Origin of the sequence: Streptomyces aurantiacus, from assembly GCF_001418335.1 — a bacterium.
GTDB classification, from domain to species: domain Bacteria; phylum Actinomycetota; class Actinomycetes; order Streptomycetales; family Streptomycetaceae; genus Streptomyces; species Streptomyces aurantiacus.
The window spans coordinates 1-15825 of the sequence record NZ_LIPP01000258.1; the positions used below are offsets into that span (position 1 = coordinate 1).

Annotated in this window: 14 protein-coding genes; 5 read left to right on the forward strand and 9 right to left on the reverse strand. The window is 69.1% G+C overall.

The window, feature by feature from the left end; all coding sequences use genetic code 11:
• The coding region (locus tag AOK01_RS29620; RefSeq protein ID WP_483855252.1) for a response regulator at positions 1-1318 on the forward strand (1318 nt) is incomplete at its 5' end.
• Positions 1319-1395: 77 nt separating this feature from the next.
• Here the strand turns inward: AOK01_RS29620 and AOK01_RS29625 are convergent.
• The 9 genes from AOK01_RS29625 to AOK01_RS29665 all read right to left on the reverse strand — a co-directional run bounded on the left by AOK01_RS29625 (position 1396) and on the right by AOK01_RS29665 (position 10698).
• Positions 1396-3054: a long-chain fatty acid--CoA ligase gene (locus AOK01_RS29625; protein ID WP_055517055.1), complete on the reverse strand. Its 1659-nt coding sequence runs from the start codon at positions 3052-3054 to the stop codon at positions 1396-1398.
• 195 nt (positions 3055-3249) lie between these two features.
• Positions 3250-3795 (reverse strand): SigE family RNA polymerase sigma factor, encoded by a 546-nt coding sequence (locus AOK01_RS29630; protein WP_063792885.1) that lies wholly within the window; start codon positions 3793-3795, stop codon positions 3250-3252.
• A 259-nt stretch (positions 3796-4054) separates the two neighbouring features.
• A complete protein-coding gene (locus tag AOK01_RS29635) occupies positions 4055-4966 on the reverse strand; it encodes a DUF1906 domain-containing protein (protein ID WP_245702466.1) in 912 nt (303 codons plus the stop codon).
• A 97-nt stretch (positions 4967-5063) separates the two neighbouring features.
• Positions 5064-6236, reverse strand: a complete 1173-nt coding sequence (locus AOK01_RS29640; RefSeq protein WP_055517059.1) for a lipid-transfer protein — start codon at positions 6234-6236, stop codon at positions 5064-5066.
• Positions 6233-6661: a MaoC family dehydratase gene (locus tag AOK01_RS29645; protein ID WP_213862170.1), complete on the reverse strand. Its 429-nt coding sequence runs from the start codon at positions 6659-6661 to the stop codon at positions 6233-6235. The genes AOK01_RS29640 and AOK01_RS29645 overlap by 4 nt, the downstream gene beginning before the upstream one ends.
• A 62-nt stretch (positions 6662-6723) precedes the next feature.
• Positions 6724-7839 carry an acyl-CoA dehydrogenase family protein gene (locus AOK01_RS29650; RefSeq protein WP_055517062.1) on the reverse strand — a complete coding sequence of 372 codons (1116 nt, stop codon included), beginning with the start codon at positions 7837-7839 and terminating at the stop codon, positions 6724-6726.
• 1 nt (position 7840) lies between these two features.
• Complete coding sequence (locus tag AOK01_RS29655) at positions 7841-8821, reverse strand: bifunctional MaoC family dehydratase N-terminal/OB-fold nucleic acid binding domain-containing protein (protein WP_055517064.1); 981 nt, start codon at positions 8819-8821, stop codon at positions 7841-7843.
• Positions 8822-8854: 33 nt separating this feature from the next.
• Positions 8855-10144 (reverse strand): acyl-CoA dehydrogenase family protein, encoded by a 1290-nt coding sequence (locus AOK01_RS29660; protein WP_055517122.1) that lies wholly within the window; start codon positions 10142-10144, stop codon positions 8855-8857.
• A 242-nt stretch (positions 10145-10386) separates the two neighbouring features.
• Complete coding sequence (locus AOK01_RS29665) at positions 10387-10698, reverse strand: hypothetical protein (protein ID WP_055517066.1); 312 nt, start codon at positions 10696-10698, stop codon at positions 10387-10389.
• A gap of 386 nt (positions 10699-11084) precedes the next feature.
• Between AOK01_RS29665 and AOK01_RS29670 the strand changes: the two genes are divergently transcribed.
• The 4 genes from AOK01_RS29670 to AOK01_RS29685 all read left to right on the forward strand — a co-directional run bounded on the left by AOK01_RS29670 (position 11085) and on the right by AOK01_RS29685 (position 15747).
• Positions 11085-11951, forward strand: a complete 867-nt coding sequence (locus AOK01_RS29670) for a bifunctional DNA primase/polymerase (RefSeq protein WP_055517068.1) — start codon at positions 11085-11087, stop codon at positions 11949-11951.
• A 51-nt stretch (positions 11952-12002) separates the two neighbouring features.
• Positions 12003-12551 carry a hypothetical protein gene (locus tag AOK01_RS29675; RefSeq protein WP_055517069.1) on the forward strand — a complete coding sequence of 183 codons (549 nt, stop codon included), beginning with the start codon at positions 12003-12005 and terminating at the stop codon, positions 12549-12551.
• Positions 12552-13598: 1047 nt separating this feature from the next.
• Positions 13599-14768 (forward strand): hypothetical protein, encoded by a 1170-nt coding sequence (locus AOK01_RS43760; protein WP_157871534.1) that lies wholly within the window; start codon positions 13599-13601, stop codon positions 14766-14768.
• Positions 14769-15267: 499 nt separating this feature from the next.
• The gene (locus AOK01_RS29685; protein ID WP_107099950.1) at positions 15268-15747 is read left to right on the forward strand and encodes a hypothetical protein; all 480 of its coding nucleotides are present in this window, start codon (positions 15268-15270) and stop codon (positions 15745-15747) included.
• Positions 15748-15825: the final 78 nt, after the last annotated feature.

Below are 15825 nucleotides of genomic sequence, written 5' to 3' on the forward strand. Positions count from 1 at the left end.
CCCGGAGCCCCCAGCGGCCCCGGCCCCGGTGCCGACCACTGCCCCGGCGCAGCCGCGCGCCGCGCAGCCCCTGCCCGCCGAGGCCGCGGCGCCGCCCGTCGACCCCAACTCGACCCAGGGCCGGGCGATCAGCGTCCGTACGCTCGGGCAGGGTGTCCCGTTCGGCCGCCGCATGATCGACGCCCAGCAGCCCAAGCCCGGCCGGGGGGCGTCTCCCGCACCTCAGAATCAGGCACAGAACCAAGCACAGGCACAGGCACAGGCGCATGCACAGCCCGCGGCGCCCGCCGCGGGAACCGCGCCGCAGCCCCAGGCGCCCACGCCTCCCCCGCACGCGACCAACGGTTCCGGGCGGCGCCGCAAGCTCGGCACCCGCCCCGATCCGGTCACCGAGCAGCCGGACGCGGCGGCGCGCTCGCACCCGGGGAGCGGGGGGCAGCAGTCCCGGCTCGCCCACACCACCGAGGGCACCGGTCGCTCGTACGCCATAGGAGCACCGGACGTAAACGCCGATGAAGGGCCCGAGCCGCTCGACGGCCCCGGCGGCGCGGTGGAGGTCGCGAACCAGACCCACCCGCAGCCGATGGACGACGAGCTGCCACCGGAGCCGCTGGACAACCCGCGCCGACTGCTGGTCTGGCCCGCGCCGGACATCACCACGCAGCAGGCGCTGAGCGACCGAGGCTACCGGCCCGTCATCGTCCACTCCCGCGAGGAGGTCGACGCGCAGATCGCCGCCTTCCCGGCCGCGCTGTTCGTCGACCCGCTCACCGGCCCGATCACCCGCACGGCGCTCCAGTCGCTGCGGCAGGCCGCTGTGGCCGCCGAGGTGCCGGTCCTGGTGACGGCGGGTCTCGGCCAGGCGACACGCGAGGCGGCGTACGGGGCCGACCCCGCCGTACTCCTCAAGGCACTGGCGCCGCGCGACAGCGAGCAGCACCCGCCGCGCGTCCTCCTCATCGAGGAGCACGCCGAGATCGCGCTCGCGCTGACCTCGACGCTGGAGCGGCGCGGAATGCAGGTCGCGCGGGCCTCGTCCGACGAGGACGCGGTCACGCTGGCCGGGCAGATGCGGCCGAACCTGGTGGTGATGGACCTGCTGCAGGTACGCCGCCGGCGCGCCGGGATCGTCGACTGGCTGCGCGCGAACGGCCAGCTCAACCGCACGCCTCTCGTCGTCTACACCGCGGCCGTCGACCCGGCCGAACTGCCGCGGCTTGCCGCGGGGGAGACAGTGCTGTTCCTGGCCGAGCGATCGACGAGCGCCGAGGTGCAGGACCGGCTCGTGGACCTGCTGGCCAGGATCGGCACGAACTGAACGTCAGCGCATAGAGGTTGGGGCGTTGTTTCACGTGAAACAACGCCCCAGTCGCAGGAATGCGCCAAGAGCACCCGTCAGAGCTGGGTGACGTCCAGCTCGCCCGCCGCGTACTGCCTGCGCAGCACCTTCTTGTCGAACTTGCCGACGCTCGTCTTCGGCACCGCCTCGATGATCGTCCAGCGCTCGGGGAGCTGCCACTTGGCGATCTTGCCGTCGTCGGCGAGGAAGGACCGCAGGGAGTCGAAGTCCGCGGCGGCGCCTTCCTTCAACACGACGGTCGCGAGCGGACGTTCGCCCCACTTGTCGTCCGGTACGGCGACGACCGCGGCCTCGGCGACATCCGGGTGGGCCATGAGGGCGTTCTCCAGGTCGACCGAGGAGATCCACTCTCCGCCGGACTTGATGACGTCCTTGGCGCGGTCGGTGAGGGTCAGGAAGCCCTCGGAGCTGATGGTGCCGACGTCACCGGTCTTGAGCCAGCCGTCCTCGCTGAACTTGTCGTCGGGACGCAGGACTTCGGCGCCCTGTCCACCGTAGTACGCGCCCGCGATCCAGGGGCCCCGTACTTCCAGCTCACCCGCGGACTCGCCGTCCCAGGACAGCCGCTCGCCGCCCGGGCCGGTCAGCCGGGCCTCGACACCGGCCGGGAAACGGCCCTGGGTGACCCGGTACGCGAACTCCTCGTCCGAACCCGCCCGCACATGGGCCGGAGGCCGCGCGATCGTGCCGAGCGGCGAGGTCTCCGTCATGCCCCAGGCGTGGCAGACCCGCATGCCCAGCTCGTCGAACGCCTGCATGAGGGCGGGCGGACAGGCGGCGCCGCCGATGGTGACCTGGTTCAGCGAACTCACGTCACGCGGTGTGGCCTTCAGCTCCGCGAGCAGGCCCTGCCAGATGGTGGGGACGGCCGCCGCGTGGGTCGGACGCTCGCTCTCGATCATCTCGGCGAGCGGTGCGGGCTGCAGGAAGCGGTCCGGCATCAGCAGGTTCACGCCGGTCATGAACACCGCGTGCGGCAGACCCCAGGCGTTCACATGGAACTGCGGCACCACGACGAGGGAGGTGTCCTCGTCGGTGAGGCCCATGGACTGCGCCATGTTGATCTGCATCGAGTGCAGGTAGATGGAGCGGTGCGAGTAGATGACGCCCTTGGGGTCACCGGTCGTGCCGGAGGTGTAGCACATGGCCGCGGCCTGGCGTTCGTCCAGCGCGGGCCAGTCGTAGCTGTCCGGCTTGTCCGCGATCAGGTCCTCGTACTCGTGCACCGGGACGCTCGCCCCGTCGAGCAGCGAGCGGTCGCCGGGTCCGGAGACGACCACGTGCTCGACCGACGTGAGGTGCGGGAGCAGCGGTGCGAGCAGCGGGAGCAGCGAACCGTTGGCCACGATGACGCGGTCGGCGGCGTGGTTGACGACCCAGACGAGCTGCTCGGGGGGCAACCGGAGGTTCAGCGTGTGGAGGACGGCGCCCATGGCGGGGATCGCGTAGTACGCCTCGACGTGCTCGGCGTTGTTCCACATCAGGGTGCCGACCCGGTCGTCGTCGCGGACTCCGAGGTCGTCGCGCAGCGCGTGCGCCAGCCGGGCCGCCCGTGCCCCGATCTCGGCGAACGAGCGCCGCTGTGGCTCGCCCTCACCGGTCCAGGTGATCACCTGAGATGAGCCGTGGATCGTCGACCCATGGGTCAGGATCCTTGAGATCAGCAGCGGTACGTCCTGCATCGTGCTCAGCACGGCGTCCTCCCGGGGGCGACATTGCCTACGCGGTAGTAAAGGTTGGGCTGATTCTGCTCACGTACCGCGCGGTATGTCACTACTCCAGGGGGATCGATCACATCACGGCAAGTACTGCTTGCCCGGCCCCGTGCTCTGTTCGCCCTGCGTCCTGTGCTTACGCCGCGCCTCGCAGGTCAGCCCGCGCCAGGCAGTTCAGCGCACGGGGCCCAGCTCAGGGTCCTCACGGAGCTTGCCCAGCGCGCGCGACACGGCCGACTTCACCGTGCCGACCGACACGCCCAGCACCTCCGCCGTCTGCGCCTCGCTCAGGTCCTCGTAGTACCGCAGTACTACCATCGCCCGCTGCCGCGCGGGCAGCTTCGCGATCGCGCGCCACATCGCGTCGTGCAGCGCCTGCTGCTCCGCCGGGTCCCCGGCCGGCGGGGCGGCGGGCTCCGGCAGTTCGTCGCACGCGAACTCGTCGACCTTCCGCTTGCGCCACTGCGATGTCCGCGTATTCACCAGCGCCCGCCGCACATAGCCGTCGAGCGCCCGGTGGTCCTCGATCCGCTCCCACGCGACGTACGTCTTGGTGAGGGCGGTCTGCAGCAGGTCCTCCGCGTCGCACGGGTTCGCGGTCAGCGAGCGCGCGGTACGCAGCAGCACGGGTTGGCGAGCCCTCATGTACGAGGAGAACGACGGGTACGCATGGGTCCGCGTCGCTACGTTCGAAGCGCTGGTGCAGACGGATGTGGTCATGGCTCCACGCTAGGATCGCCCCTGCTCCAGCGGATCGGCCGCAGGTCCCGAAGCCGTGTCCGCCTCAGGTTGTAGGAGGGGGGCGGGCCCCACCTCCTGAAGGTGGACGTGAGGGTGCGGACCCCTGAGGGTTCGGCCCTGAGAGACCGCTCCCGGCACACTCTTCCGGCAGTAGCCCCGATCCCGGCGTGATGCAGGAGGAGTACGGCCGTACTCCTCCTGAGCGCCATCGCACCACCACCACCGCACCACCGGCAGCTCAGCCGATGCGGGCGACCGGCGCGTGCATCAGATTGCGGTCGATGAGCAGCGTACGGCCGCCGTGCCGTTCCCGTACGTTCCCCGCGTACTGGTGGACGCGCCGCGCGGGCATCCACGCGTTCTTCCGCAGTACGGGCTCGCTGTGCAGCCCGTTCTTCACGCCCCACCGCGCGAACCACACCACCTTGGGCAGATCCGCCACACCGGCCCGCCGCGAGCGCTCCATGTGGCGGACGCCCGACTCGGCGCTGCTGTAGAACCCGGGCAGATACCCCTGGCGCGACACCTCACGGTCCCATCCCCGCACGAACAGGAGTGTGGAGCGGCCACATTTCTCGTTCCAGTACGCGTAGGCCTCCATGTCCAGGAAGAGCGGGCTGCCGGGCCGGATTCCGAGCGCGGTCGCCCTCTGCACGGCGTCGCGGGCCTCCGCCGTCCCCTGGTTCCAGGGGTGCCGTCCGATGCGTACGTTCTTCTTGTGCCGCGAGAGCACACAGGTCGACTGCGAGCCCACGTACAGCGGCAGCACCCGCCAGCCCTGGCCCTGCACCGTCCGCATCCAGCCGTGACTCAGATGGGGCTGTGACCGGCAGGCCCGCCCTCGACCGCCGAAGTAGACACCCACGGCCCGGTACGGGGAGGCCCGCCACCGCCGCATGGTGTCCGCGGACGGCGCCCGGCAGGTGTCGAACGCACGGCCCTTGAACGTGACCGCCTTCGGTCCCGCGCCGGACTCCCGGCCCCGGGCTCCCTCCGGCACGGCGGCGCCCGACGACCATGATCCCGCCACCCCTGATGGCCCGGCCGCCACCGATGGCCCGGCCGCCGCCGGTGGTGCCGCCGTGAGCCCCAGCAGGAGCAGCACGAACCCGAATCCGACGATCATCTTGTGACAACGCAGCCAATGCATGGGCCGAGTCAATGGCCCCGCCCTCGCTGTCAGGCTCAAACACGCGCCACATTCATCCGTCCGCCCCGCAATCAGCCCCGATCGTCCCAACCCCGGATCAGCCCCGATCGTCCGAACCCAGAATCAGTCCCGACGTCGGAACCCCCGTACCGGCGGTCACCAGCACGCGCCCCGCTCCCGGTACCTGGTTCACGGATGACCCGCGCAGTTGCCGTACTCCCTCCGCCACCCCGTTCATCCCGTGCAGGTACGCCTCCCCGAGCTGTCCTCCGTGGGTGTTCAGCGGCAGCCGCTCCGCCGCCACGAAGTCCGCGGCCTCACCCGGCTCGCAGAACCCGAACTCCTCCAGCTGCGTCAGCACGAACGGCGTGAAGTGGTCGTACAGGATCCCCACGTCGATCCCGGCCGGCGTCAGCCCCGACGTACGCCACAGCTGCCGCGCCACCACGCCCATCTCCGGCAGGCCCGTCAGGTCGTCCCGGTAGAAGCTGGTCATCTGCTCCTGCGCCCGGCCCGCGCCCTGAGCGGCCGCGACGATCACGGCCGGCGGATGCGGCAGGTCGCGGGCCCGCTCCACCGAGGTGACGACCAGGGCCTGACCGCCGTCGGTCTCCTGACAGCAGTCGAGCAGCCGCAACGGCTCGACGATCCGGCGCGACGCGGCATGGTCCGCGAGCGTGATCGGCCTGCCGTGGAAGTACGCCGCCGGATTGGTCGCCGCGTGCTTCCGGTCGACGACCGCGACCTGCCCGAACGCCTCGGCCGTCAGCCCGTACGTGTACAGATAGCGCTGGGCCGCCATCGCCACCCAGGACGCGGGCGTGAGCAGTCCGAAGGGCAGCGCCCAGCCCAGCGCGGCACCCTCGGCCGACGGCTCCCGGCGCTGGACCCCGGAACCGAACCGCCGCCCCGACCGCTCGTTGAACGCCCGATAGCAGACCACCACGTCGGCCACGCCCGCGGCCACCGCGAGCGCCGCCTGCTGGACGGTCGCGCAGGCCGCCCCGCCGCCGTAGTGGACCCGGGAGAAGAAGGACAGCTCGCCCATGCCGGCCGCCTGCGCGACGGTGATCTCGGGGCTCGTGTCCATCGTGAACGTCACCAGGCCGTCCACATCGCCCGGCGTGAGCCCCGCGTCGTCCAGCGCGGCCCGCACCGCCTCCACCGCGAGCCGCAGTTCGCTGCGGCCCGAGTCCTTGGAGAACTCGGTGGCGCCGATGCCGACGACGGCGGCCCGCCCGCCGAGACGGTCCCTCGTCCGTACGCTCATGCCGGGCCCTCCGCGTTCTTCCCCGGCATCGTGACGGGCAGCGTGACGGGCAGCGTGACCGTGACCGTCCCCGTGACGTGGTTGCCGAGGCCGTTGGCACCGACGACCCGCACCGTCGCCGTGTCACCCCGGACGTCTTCCACCACACCGGTCAGCACCATGGTGTCGCCCGGATGGTTGGGCGCGCCCAGTCTGATCGCCACCCTGCGCAGCACGGCCGCGGGCCCGAAGTGGTCCGTGACGTAGCGTCCGACCAGCCCGTTGGTCGTCAGGATGTTCATGAAGATGTCCGGCGCACCCTTCTGCCGCGCCAACTCCGCGTCGTGGTGCACGTCCTGGTAGTCCCGCGAGGCGATCGCCCCGGCGACGACGAGCGTGCGAGTGATCGCGATCTCCAGCGGCGGCAGCGCGTCACCGGCCCGCACCGACCCGGCATCGGCGGTCACACCATTCTCGCCATTCTCGCCGTTCTCGCCGTTCACGCCGGTCATGCGTTCCCCTCACCGTGCACGATCGACTCGCCCAGCTCCTGCAGCAGTTCGCTCCCGCACCCCAGGTACGCCTCCAACTGCCGCCCCCACAGGAAGTGCCGGTGCACGGGATGCTCAAGGTCCGCTCCCGTACCGCCGTGCAGATGCTGCCCGGCGTGGACCACCCGGTGCCCCGCCTCCGAAGCCCACCAGGCGGCGGTCAGCGCGTGCGCGGCGTAGTCCAGCCCCTCGTCCCTCCGCCACGCGGCCTCGTACGCCGTGACCCGTATCGCTTCGGTGTCCATGTGCGCGTCGGCCGCCCGGAGTTGGACGCCCTGCTTGGCCGCGAGCGGCCGCCCGAACTGCTCGCGGGTGTTGGTGTACGCCACGGCCCTGGCGACCGAGCCCGCGCACACCCCGGCCTGCAGCCCCGCGAAGGCGGTACGCGCGGTGGCGAGCACGTCGTCGTACGCATCGAAACGACCCTCGTCCGGGGCGCCGAGCCGCTCGGCCGGTGTGGCGTCCAGGGTCAGCCGTCCGGCCGACCACGGCGCGGTCAACTCGACGGGATCGCACCGCGCGTCGACGGTTCGTACGAGCCAGAGCCGGTGTTCGGCGTCGGCGACCAGTACGTACGTGGCGTCGCGGAGCCACGGCACCACGGGAGCCACCCCACTCAACCGCCCCGGCCGCCCCCCTCGTACGGCGGGGTCGGCTCGCACGGCCGGGTCGGCTCGTACAGCCGGGTCGGCTCGCACAGCGGAGTCAGCCCGTACGGTGGAGTCGGTCAGGGCTCCGGTCACCACGACCGACCCGTCCGCGATCCCCGGCAGCAACCGCTCCCGCTGCTGCGCCGAGCCGTGCGCCGACACCGCCAGCAGCCCGTAGACACAGCTCGCGGCGAAGGGCACCTGGGCCGTCGTCCGCCCCTGCTCCTCCAGGACGAGCACCAGTCCGAGCAGCCCGGTCTCCGCGACGGCGGCCGGCAGCCCCGCCGCGCACAACGCCTTCCACAACTCACCGTCGCTGCCCGTCCCGGCGGCTGTCAGCCGCTCGTGCGTGGACAGGTCGCCGAAGATCCGCGCGGCCAGCTCGCGGGCTGCCGCCTGCTCCTCCGTCGGCGTGAAGTCCATGTCAGCCTCCGCCCCTTCCGACGGCCCGGAAGACCGGCAGCTCCAGGTCCTCGTCCACCCGCTCGAACTCCAGCCGCACCGGCATCCCGATCCGCACGCGGTCGTACGGCACCCCCACCACGTTGCTGATCATCCGCACGCCCTCGGCGAGTTCGACCAGCCCGACGGCATACGGCGGGTCGAAGGCGGGGAAGGGCGGGTGATGCATCACCACGTACGAGTAGACGGTCCCCTCGCCGGCCGCCTCGACCGTGTCCCACTCCAGGCACCCGCAGGAGTTGCACCCCGGCAGCCAGGGGAAACGCAGCGTCCCGCATTTCAGGCACCGCTGGATGAGCAGCCGGTGCCGGGACACGCCTTCCCAGAAACCGGCGTTGTCTCGATTGACGACGGGCCGAGGCCGCTGGGGCCGGGGAGCCGCCACGCTCTCCCCGGTGGCCGTCGCGCCCGCCGCGCCGCCTCTCCGTCGCTGCCCCGCGGCGGGTACGTACTTGAGGATCCGGAACCGATGCGTCCCTGCCGGCTCGTCCCCTGCCCGTACGTCCATCCGCGTCGTGACGAAGTACCCGGTGCCCAGCTTGGTCGTCTTGCGCTCGGAGACCGACTCGATCACCGAGTCGAAGGTGATCCGGTCCCCTGGCCGCAGTGGCCGCAGGTACTCCTGCTCGCAGTCGGTGGCCACCACCGAGACGTAACCGGCGTCGTCGAGCAGCGCGAGCAGTTCGACGTACGCCTCCGAGCGCCCCCCGTGCCCGGACAGGCCCCCCATCGTCCACGCCTGAAGCATGGTGGGCGGCGCGATGGCGTCCGCTCCGGCGTACGCCGGGTTCGTGTCCCCCATCGCCTCGCACCAGTGCCGGATCATCGGTTCGTTGACCAGATCCTTGCCCACGCCTCCGACGGCCGCCCGCCCCACGTACGCCTTCAGCAGCGCAAAGACGTCCTCCGGCCCGTCACCGCCGGACGCGGCCTTCCCGCTCATCGCCGCCGCCCCCTGGTCATCGCCGCCCCTTGGTCATCGCCGTCCCCTGGTCATGCCGAGCCGCATCGTCGCCACGATCTCCCGCTGCACCTCGCTCACGCCGCCCCCGAACGTGTTGATCTGCGCCGCTCTGTTCATCCGCTCCAGTTCGCCGTCCTCGAAGACGCCCGGCGAACCGGCACGGACCAGCGCGGCCGGTCCGAGAACCTCCTGGCACATGCGGTACACCGCGACGGCCGACTCGGTGCCCGCGACCTTCACGCCACTGGCGTCGCCGGGTGCCAGCCGACCGGCCCCCACATCGCCCACCAGGCGCCAGTTGAGCAGGCGGGTCGCGGCCAGTCGGGCATGCACCTCGGCCAGCCTCGAACGCACCCACGGCTGGTCAACCCTGCGCCGCCCGGTCACCGGATCGGGCGTGCGAGCGGCGGCCAGCACGGCCGCGTAGAAGTCCTCGGCCTGCATGCCGATGGCCGCGAGGGCGACCCGCTCGTGGTTGAGCTGGTTGGTGATGAGCTCCCAGCCGCCGTTCTCCTCGCCGACGAGCCGGATGGCAGGGACGCGGATTCCGTCGTAGTACGTGGCTGTCGTGGTCAGCCCGCCCACCGTTTCGATCGGCGTCCACGAGAACCCGGGTGCGTCCGTGGGAACCAGCAGGACCGAGATGCCCTTGTGTTTGGGCGCGTCGGGGTCCGTGCGGCAGGCGAGCCAGATCCAGTCGGCGTGCTGGGCGTTGGAGGTGAACACCTTCTGCCCGTCGACAAGCCACTCACCGCCACGCCGCTCCTCACCAACCCCAACCCCAACATCGGCACCGGCATCGGTGCCGGCGCCGATGCCGCCATCGCCATCGCCATCGCCATCGCCATCGCCATCACGGGCGTCGGCGCCACCGGTCCCGCGGCCGACCCACACGGCGCGCGTCTTCAGAGACGCCAGATCGGTCCCCGCCGACGGCTCGCTGTACCCGATCGCGAATACGACCTCCCCGCGCAGAATCCGCGGCAGGAAGAAGTCCTTCTGCTCCTCGGTCCCGTACTTCATGAGTGTCGGCCCGACTGTGTTCAGCGTGACCATGGAGACCGGGGCACCCGCCCGGTGGGCCTCGTCGAAGAAGACGAACTGCTCGTCGGCGCCCCGCCCTTGCCCTCCGTAGACCTCGGGCCAGCCGAGCCCGAGCCACCCGTCGGCGCCGATCCGCCGCAGCAGCGCCCGCTGTTCGCCGGAACCGGCAGAGGGAGGACCGTCCGGCATCAGGTCGCGGAAGTACGTACGGAGTTCGGCGCGCAGTCGTCGCTGGCGCTCGGTCGGGGCGAGATGCACGACGACGACCCTCCGGGACCTCATGCGAACAAGGGCTGCTGAGTTTCTGACTGTCCGTCAGATGCATGTCACTGTCAAGGCCGGAGATCGCGCAGCCCGCCCACCGGCTGTGCGGCGATACGGAAAAACGTCTGCGCGGCGATGCCGAAGCACCGCCGCGCAGACGTGTTACCACCCCACAAAGCACCCCACCAAGGAGGCTTACGGCCGTCGGGGGTCTCCAGTCCCGGACGGCCGCCGGCTCACCAGAGGGGGGTGAAGTTGATGGCGACGTTCTCGTTCGACTGGTCGATGGCCGTGAACGCGGAACCGTTCACCTGGGCGGTGTTGTTCTGGTTCGAGGCGCCCGAGCCGACGGCCTGCTGCTGTGTCGTGGACGAGGTGCCGTAGTTGTCATCACCGACACCGCTGGCGCCGATGGTCGCCACGGCGGCGTTCGATCCGTCGCCCGCGAAGGAGCCGTTGTCGGCCACCGCCACTCCCGAGAAGAGGGCTGCGGCGAGCGGCAGGGCCGCCACGGCGGCGAGAACGCGGGCGGTACGGATGCTTGCCATGTCTGTTCCTCCAGAAGCGAGAAGTACGTGCCGGTCAGGCCCGGCTGGTACGGCTGATTCCGGGGCAGTTGGCCGACCGCCTCGGTGTTCGTTCACGACGCCGCGAGATCAGAATTGCCCACCGAATCCCCGGCGAACCACCCCCATAGCCGCCATTCGCTCGCAAGCGTGAGGACATGTCGATAAACCCCTTTCACGCCCCCAAAACCGCAGTTCAGGATGGCGCGGACATCTCTGGGCATCTCGTGGACCGCTCCATCCCTTACACCGCAAGGGACGAAGCGTTCCGCCACCTTTTCAGCCAAGTTCCCCGGGGCGGCTTCCCGCACCCCGCGCCCCGTCACCCACCCCTTCCTTTTTTCGAACACTCGTACGAACATGGAGGCATGGCCACCATCGACCGGCAGGCCACGACGCTGGCCCTCGCCCACGCCCTGTCAGCCGCCGAACGCGGACTGGCCGTCATCCCGCTGTCCCGAACCAAGCTTCCGGCGCTGCGCTCGCCCCACCGCGACGACCCGACGGCACCGCCCTGCCACGGCGAGTGCGGCCGCTTCGGACACGGTGTGTACGACGCCTCGACCGACCCCCGCCGCATCCGCGAACTCTTCGCCGCCGCCCCCTGGGCCACCGGCTACGGCATCGCCTGCGGCCTGGACCCGCACCACCTCATCGGCATCGACCTGGACACCAAGTCGGGTACGGACTCGTCCGCGGCTCTTCGGGAACTGGCGCTGCGCCACCTGTTCACGATCCCCGAGACGGTCGTCGTACTGACCCCCAGCGGCGGCCGCCACCTCTGGCTGAGCGGCCCGCCCGACCTCGTCGTCCCCAACTCCGCGAGCCGCCTGGCCCCGGGCATCGACATCCGCGGCGCCGGCGGGTACCTCGTCGGCCCCGGCTCACGCACCGAACACGGCGTCTACGACACGGCCCCGGGCACCGCCCACCTGGCACCGGCTCCCTGCCCGGCCTCGCTGCTGCGCCTCCTCATGCCCCCGCCCCGCACCCACGCCGCCACGTCCGCCACGCCGAGCCAACAGGGCCATGGCCTGGTCCAGTTCGTCCTCGCCGCCCATGAGGGCCAGCGCAACACCCGCCTGTTCTGGGCAGCGTGCCGCGCGTACGAGAACGGCCTGGGCCCGCAACTGACCGGGGCACTCGTAGAGGCGGCAGTCCACACGGGCCTCACCGAACGAGAGGCCCGCTCAACGATCACCTCGGCCTCCCGCATGACGAACCACCACCCGTAACCCCGGGAAAGCGATTGCCCCTGTGGCACGTCCATGCGAAAGGATGTGCGCATGATGCGACCGCCACCTGCGCTGCTCCCTCTTCTCCTACTGCCGGTTCTCCTCGCAGGGTGCGGCACGGACAAGAACGGCGGAACGGCCGCCGACAGCGCCGACCTCAACGCCGCCGCGCGCGACTGGGGCATCGCGCCGGAACTCGTCTATGTCACCAAGGTCTCCGGCTACACCGCATTCCAGCAGTCGGCCGGCGAGTACGACGGCGAGTTCGTCGTCGCGTATCGGTCCGAGAAGAGCTCCACCAAGTTCGGCCTCTTCGTAGGGCACGGCACGATGACAGCGGAGAGCTGCCCCGAACAGCCGCTCGGCGAGGCATCGGACAAGCAGGTCACCTGTGAGCACGACGGCGACGCCTGGTACCGCAAGGCCGGTGACAGCCACGAATACGCGGTGCCTGACGACGACGGCGTGGTGATTCGTCTCATAGCCGACGCGGACAAGGTCGACCGCGCCATTCTGCGTAAGGCGGCCCAGGCGGCCCACCGCCCGGACGACGCCGAACTGGCCGCGCTCCAGCCGGCCACCGCCGGCGCGGACACCTGAGAGGGCGACACGAAGTCGACTGCTGGCCATTGCCCACACTGGCCAGCAGTGGGATACGGGTGAGCCGGGGTGAGACAGGCTGAACACAGAAGGGATGCCGCTCCGGAGAGTGGCACCCCTTCTGACCTGCACAACGTCTGACCTGCGCGGTGGGTGTGGGATTTGAACCCACGGTCACATCGCTGCGACGACGGTTTTCAAGCCCGTCACTCTGACCACCGTCACAGCGCATGTGACCTGCCCGAATGCCGCCGTAGACGGGCTCGGCTGGCCTCCTGGCCCACAGATGGCCCAGGAGGTTCGCGCATGGCCCTCGCCGACGGTCACTTCTTTGCGAGCGCAGCCGCCCCCAACACGCTTTCCAACTGTCCGCGCGGCCGTTCAGGGGTGTCCGTAGAGGTTCGCCGAGCAGCTCAGACGGGGTACGCGTACGACGGTGAACGGTGGCGGCCGTCAGCGCACTGGACAAGAACCAGGACCACGAGTAGCGCAATGAGACTCAGGCTGACACGGTCTCAAGGCGTGCCGGATTCGAGCGCCCAAATGCTCCTGACCTGCGCCCTAGAGGGGATGGGCCCTCCTCTCCTCCCGCCAGAGGGACGCCAGAGCGATGGCGGTCTGAGCGCCGGCACCGACATCCGAACCCACGGCGATGGCCAATCCCACGGAGGCGCAGGTCACACCCACGACAAGTTTCTGCCACGCGGTGGGATCCGTCGCACGAGACTGAAGCGACTTCACCAACACCGCGAAAAGCCGTACCCTCTTCATGTGTTCCTCTCCAAGCTGGGGCACTCTCGAACGGCTCTCCCGGTGCAACGGGAGGGCCGTTTTGCTCTGTACGAGCGTCGACGTAGTGCAGCGCCACATCAGTACACCCTGGGCCAATTGTTCTCGGCAAACTGTGAGCGCACTGCCCGAACAATCGCGAACAATCGGCATTGGGTGTCGTCTGAGAGGTGGGTTTCGCGATTCTGGTGGCGATGAGGCGCGAGAAGCTGAACAATCGCCACCACGTTGAAGCCTGTCTGAACAATGGGAGCTCCCGTGGTTGGCCGCAAGCTCAAGCCCCTGCCCGATGACGATCACCCTCGTACGCAGTTTGCTCAAGCGCTTCGAGAGCTGCGAGACGGGGCCGGGACTCCCTCGTACCGGACCCTGTCGGAGAAGGTTGGCTATACCCTCGCCACCTACACATCGATCTTCAACGGGTACGTCCTACCCGAAGAAGTACAACTAATCGACCTCGTGGGGTATCTGAAGGGTGATACTCGCGAATGGTCCCGTCGTCTCGCGGATGCCGCTGCGGCCTTGGAGATATGGGATCGGGACAGCGGTGCCCAAAGCAACCTGTTTGCAGAAATGGAAGGCCTGAAGGTCGAGCTAGAGGGTTATCGCGTCATTGCTGGCGACCCTGCATCGGTCTTCGGTCAGGCGGCGCGAGCGCAAGAAGATGCTCAAAAGAGAATTAACTTTGCCCTTGAGTTGGAATCTAAATTGAGTGGAATGCTTCACGCTGTCGATGCCCAATTGAATGAAGCTCAGGGGCTAGTTCCGACTGCCCAGCAAGAGGCTCAGGCTTTGGTTGATCAGGCCAGAGAGGCAGCCCGGAATATTGAGCTTTCTGCGAGTCTTGAGGCGCAAACCAGGATTGAACAGGCTCAGGCCAGCTTTGCTAGGTTAGTAGGTCGAGCGGAATCTGAAGCGAACGAGATTATCGATAAAGCTGGATCCGATAGTCGAAGGATTCGTGCCGACACGGGGCGTATCGTTGATCAGCTTCTCGCGGAAGCGGAGCAATATATCGAAAACGCCAGAGCCGAGCGACTGCAGGCTGAATTGGAAAGACAAAAAGGTGGCGCGCTTGTAGAGGGAATGAAACTTAGAGCAAAACTCGACCTAGCACAGGTGATTATGGAGGCTCAACAGGCTTTGGCTAAGGCTGGGGAGATGAAGCACTCCGGAATGCTTGATCTTCTCTTGCAGGACCTTGGAATAAATAACATGCCTGATTCTGAAACCCGTAAGGGGCGCCATCGAAAGCGTGGAGCTTCGCAACCGTCAAACGAATACATAGACCTGCCTGAAGCTCCCGATGTCGAGACCTCTATTAGTGGGCTCGTTGGCGCAAGTGGCGAGCCGCCCGAAGCTAAAGTGGCGCTTCCTCGGCGGCGCAACGCTCCGAAGGATGATGCCGCAACAAAAGCCGTAAATTGAACAAAAGTCGAACCGGGGGCTACTCGGTGATCTGAACGTCGCCAGTTCCCGCGAGTGGCGAGCGGGGATGTTAAACGCACTTGGGCGCAACCTCGAATTGTGGTTGCGCCCAAGTGCGTTCGAGCGATCACGAAGGCAGGAATCCCGGCTTCTCCCTGCCCAGGTCTTGCAAGTGGTTCAGGTAGTCCTGTGCAGCGGGTTCGGTGCTGTAGCGCTGCCTCTACGGCGAGGGCTGAGGCGGCGCCGAACAGCAGCACGGCGGAAATGCTGAGGATCATGTGAGGGCACTCCTCGGGGATGCGGTCCGGGTAGTACGGCGTCGGTAAGCGCGTTGGCGGCAGGCCGGTGAGCAGTAGCGCGGAGGTCGCCCGGTGGGGCCCGCAGCGATCGGGCTTTTGCACATCAGGCGGCCTCAGCCGTCGGCGTCTCGCCCTCCGGGTCGTCCACGGAGTGCAGCGGGCGGCCGTCGGCACGCTCGGTCTTCAGCGCGTCGCGGAGCTTGCGGGCACCGGCGCCTACGAGCCCATCCACCACGTCGTGCAGGCGTGCGCCGACGCCCTCAACGACCTCGACTGACAGGAGACCTCACCATGAACGACCCCACCATGCCCTACGACTGGCAGTGCCGGGCATCCCGGCGGTGGCGAGCATCGTCCTGCCGGACGGCCGCGTCGTCACCGGCTACGCCATCAACCCCGTACAGCCCGAACCCCTCGCGGCCAAACCGGCGGCCGTCTCGCGTACGGCGGTCAACGTCGCGTTGGGCGGGATCGGCTTCCTCGCCGTGTGCGGCGGACTGCTGCTGCTCACGTCGTTCATCGCAGCGTTGACCGCGTTCATCACCCAACTGATCACCCTCGCCGCGGTCGTCTTCGGCGGATGGATCGCCGTACAGATCTTCAGCGCGAGCGGCCACCGCGGCGGGACCACGGTCAACATCCGCAAGGCCGTCATCAAGCGCAACCACTTCCACAGCTAGACGTGCCCGGGCGGGCGCCTCTCACCACAAGACCGCGCCCGCCCGGTTCTCCCTGTCCCTCCAACAGAACACAGGAGA

Bases quoted from the DNA above. Each gene is read 5' to 3' on its own strand.
- AOK01_RS29630 (WP_063792885.1), bottom strand. From the start codon at position 3,795: ATGACCACATCCGTCTGCACCAGCGCTTCGAACGTAGCGACGCGGACC.
- AOK01_RS29635 (WP_245702466.1), bottom strand. From the start codon at position 4,966: ATGCATTGGCTGCGTTGTCACAAGATGATCGTCGGATTCGGGTTCGTG.
- AOK01_RS29640 (WP_055517059.1), bottom strand. From the start codon at position 6,236: ATGAGCGTACGGACGAGGGACCGTCTCGGCGGGCGGGCCGCCGTCGTC.
- AOK01_RS29650 (WP_055517062.1), bottom strand. From the start codon at position 7,839: ATGGACTTCACGCCGACGGAGGAGCAGGCGGCAGCCCGCGAGCTGGCC.
- AOK01_RS29655 (WP_055517064.1), bottom strand. From the start codon at position 8,821: ATGAGCGGGAAGGCCGCGTCCGGCGGTGACGGGCCGGAGGACGTCTTT.
- AOK01_RS29665 (WP_055517066.1), bottom strand. From the start codon at position 10,698: ATGGCAAGCATCCGTACCGCCCGCGTTCTCGCCGCCGTGGCGGCCCTG.
- AOK01_RS29670 (WP_055517068.1), top strand. From the start codon at position 11,085: ATGGCCACCATCGACCGGCAGGCCACGACGCTGGCCCTCGCCCACGCC.
- AOK01_RS29675 (WP_055517069.1), top strand. From the start codon at position 12,003: ATGATGCGACCGCCACCTGCGCTGCTCCCTCTTCTCCTACTGCCGGTT.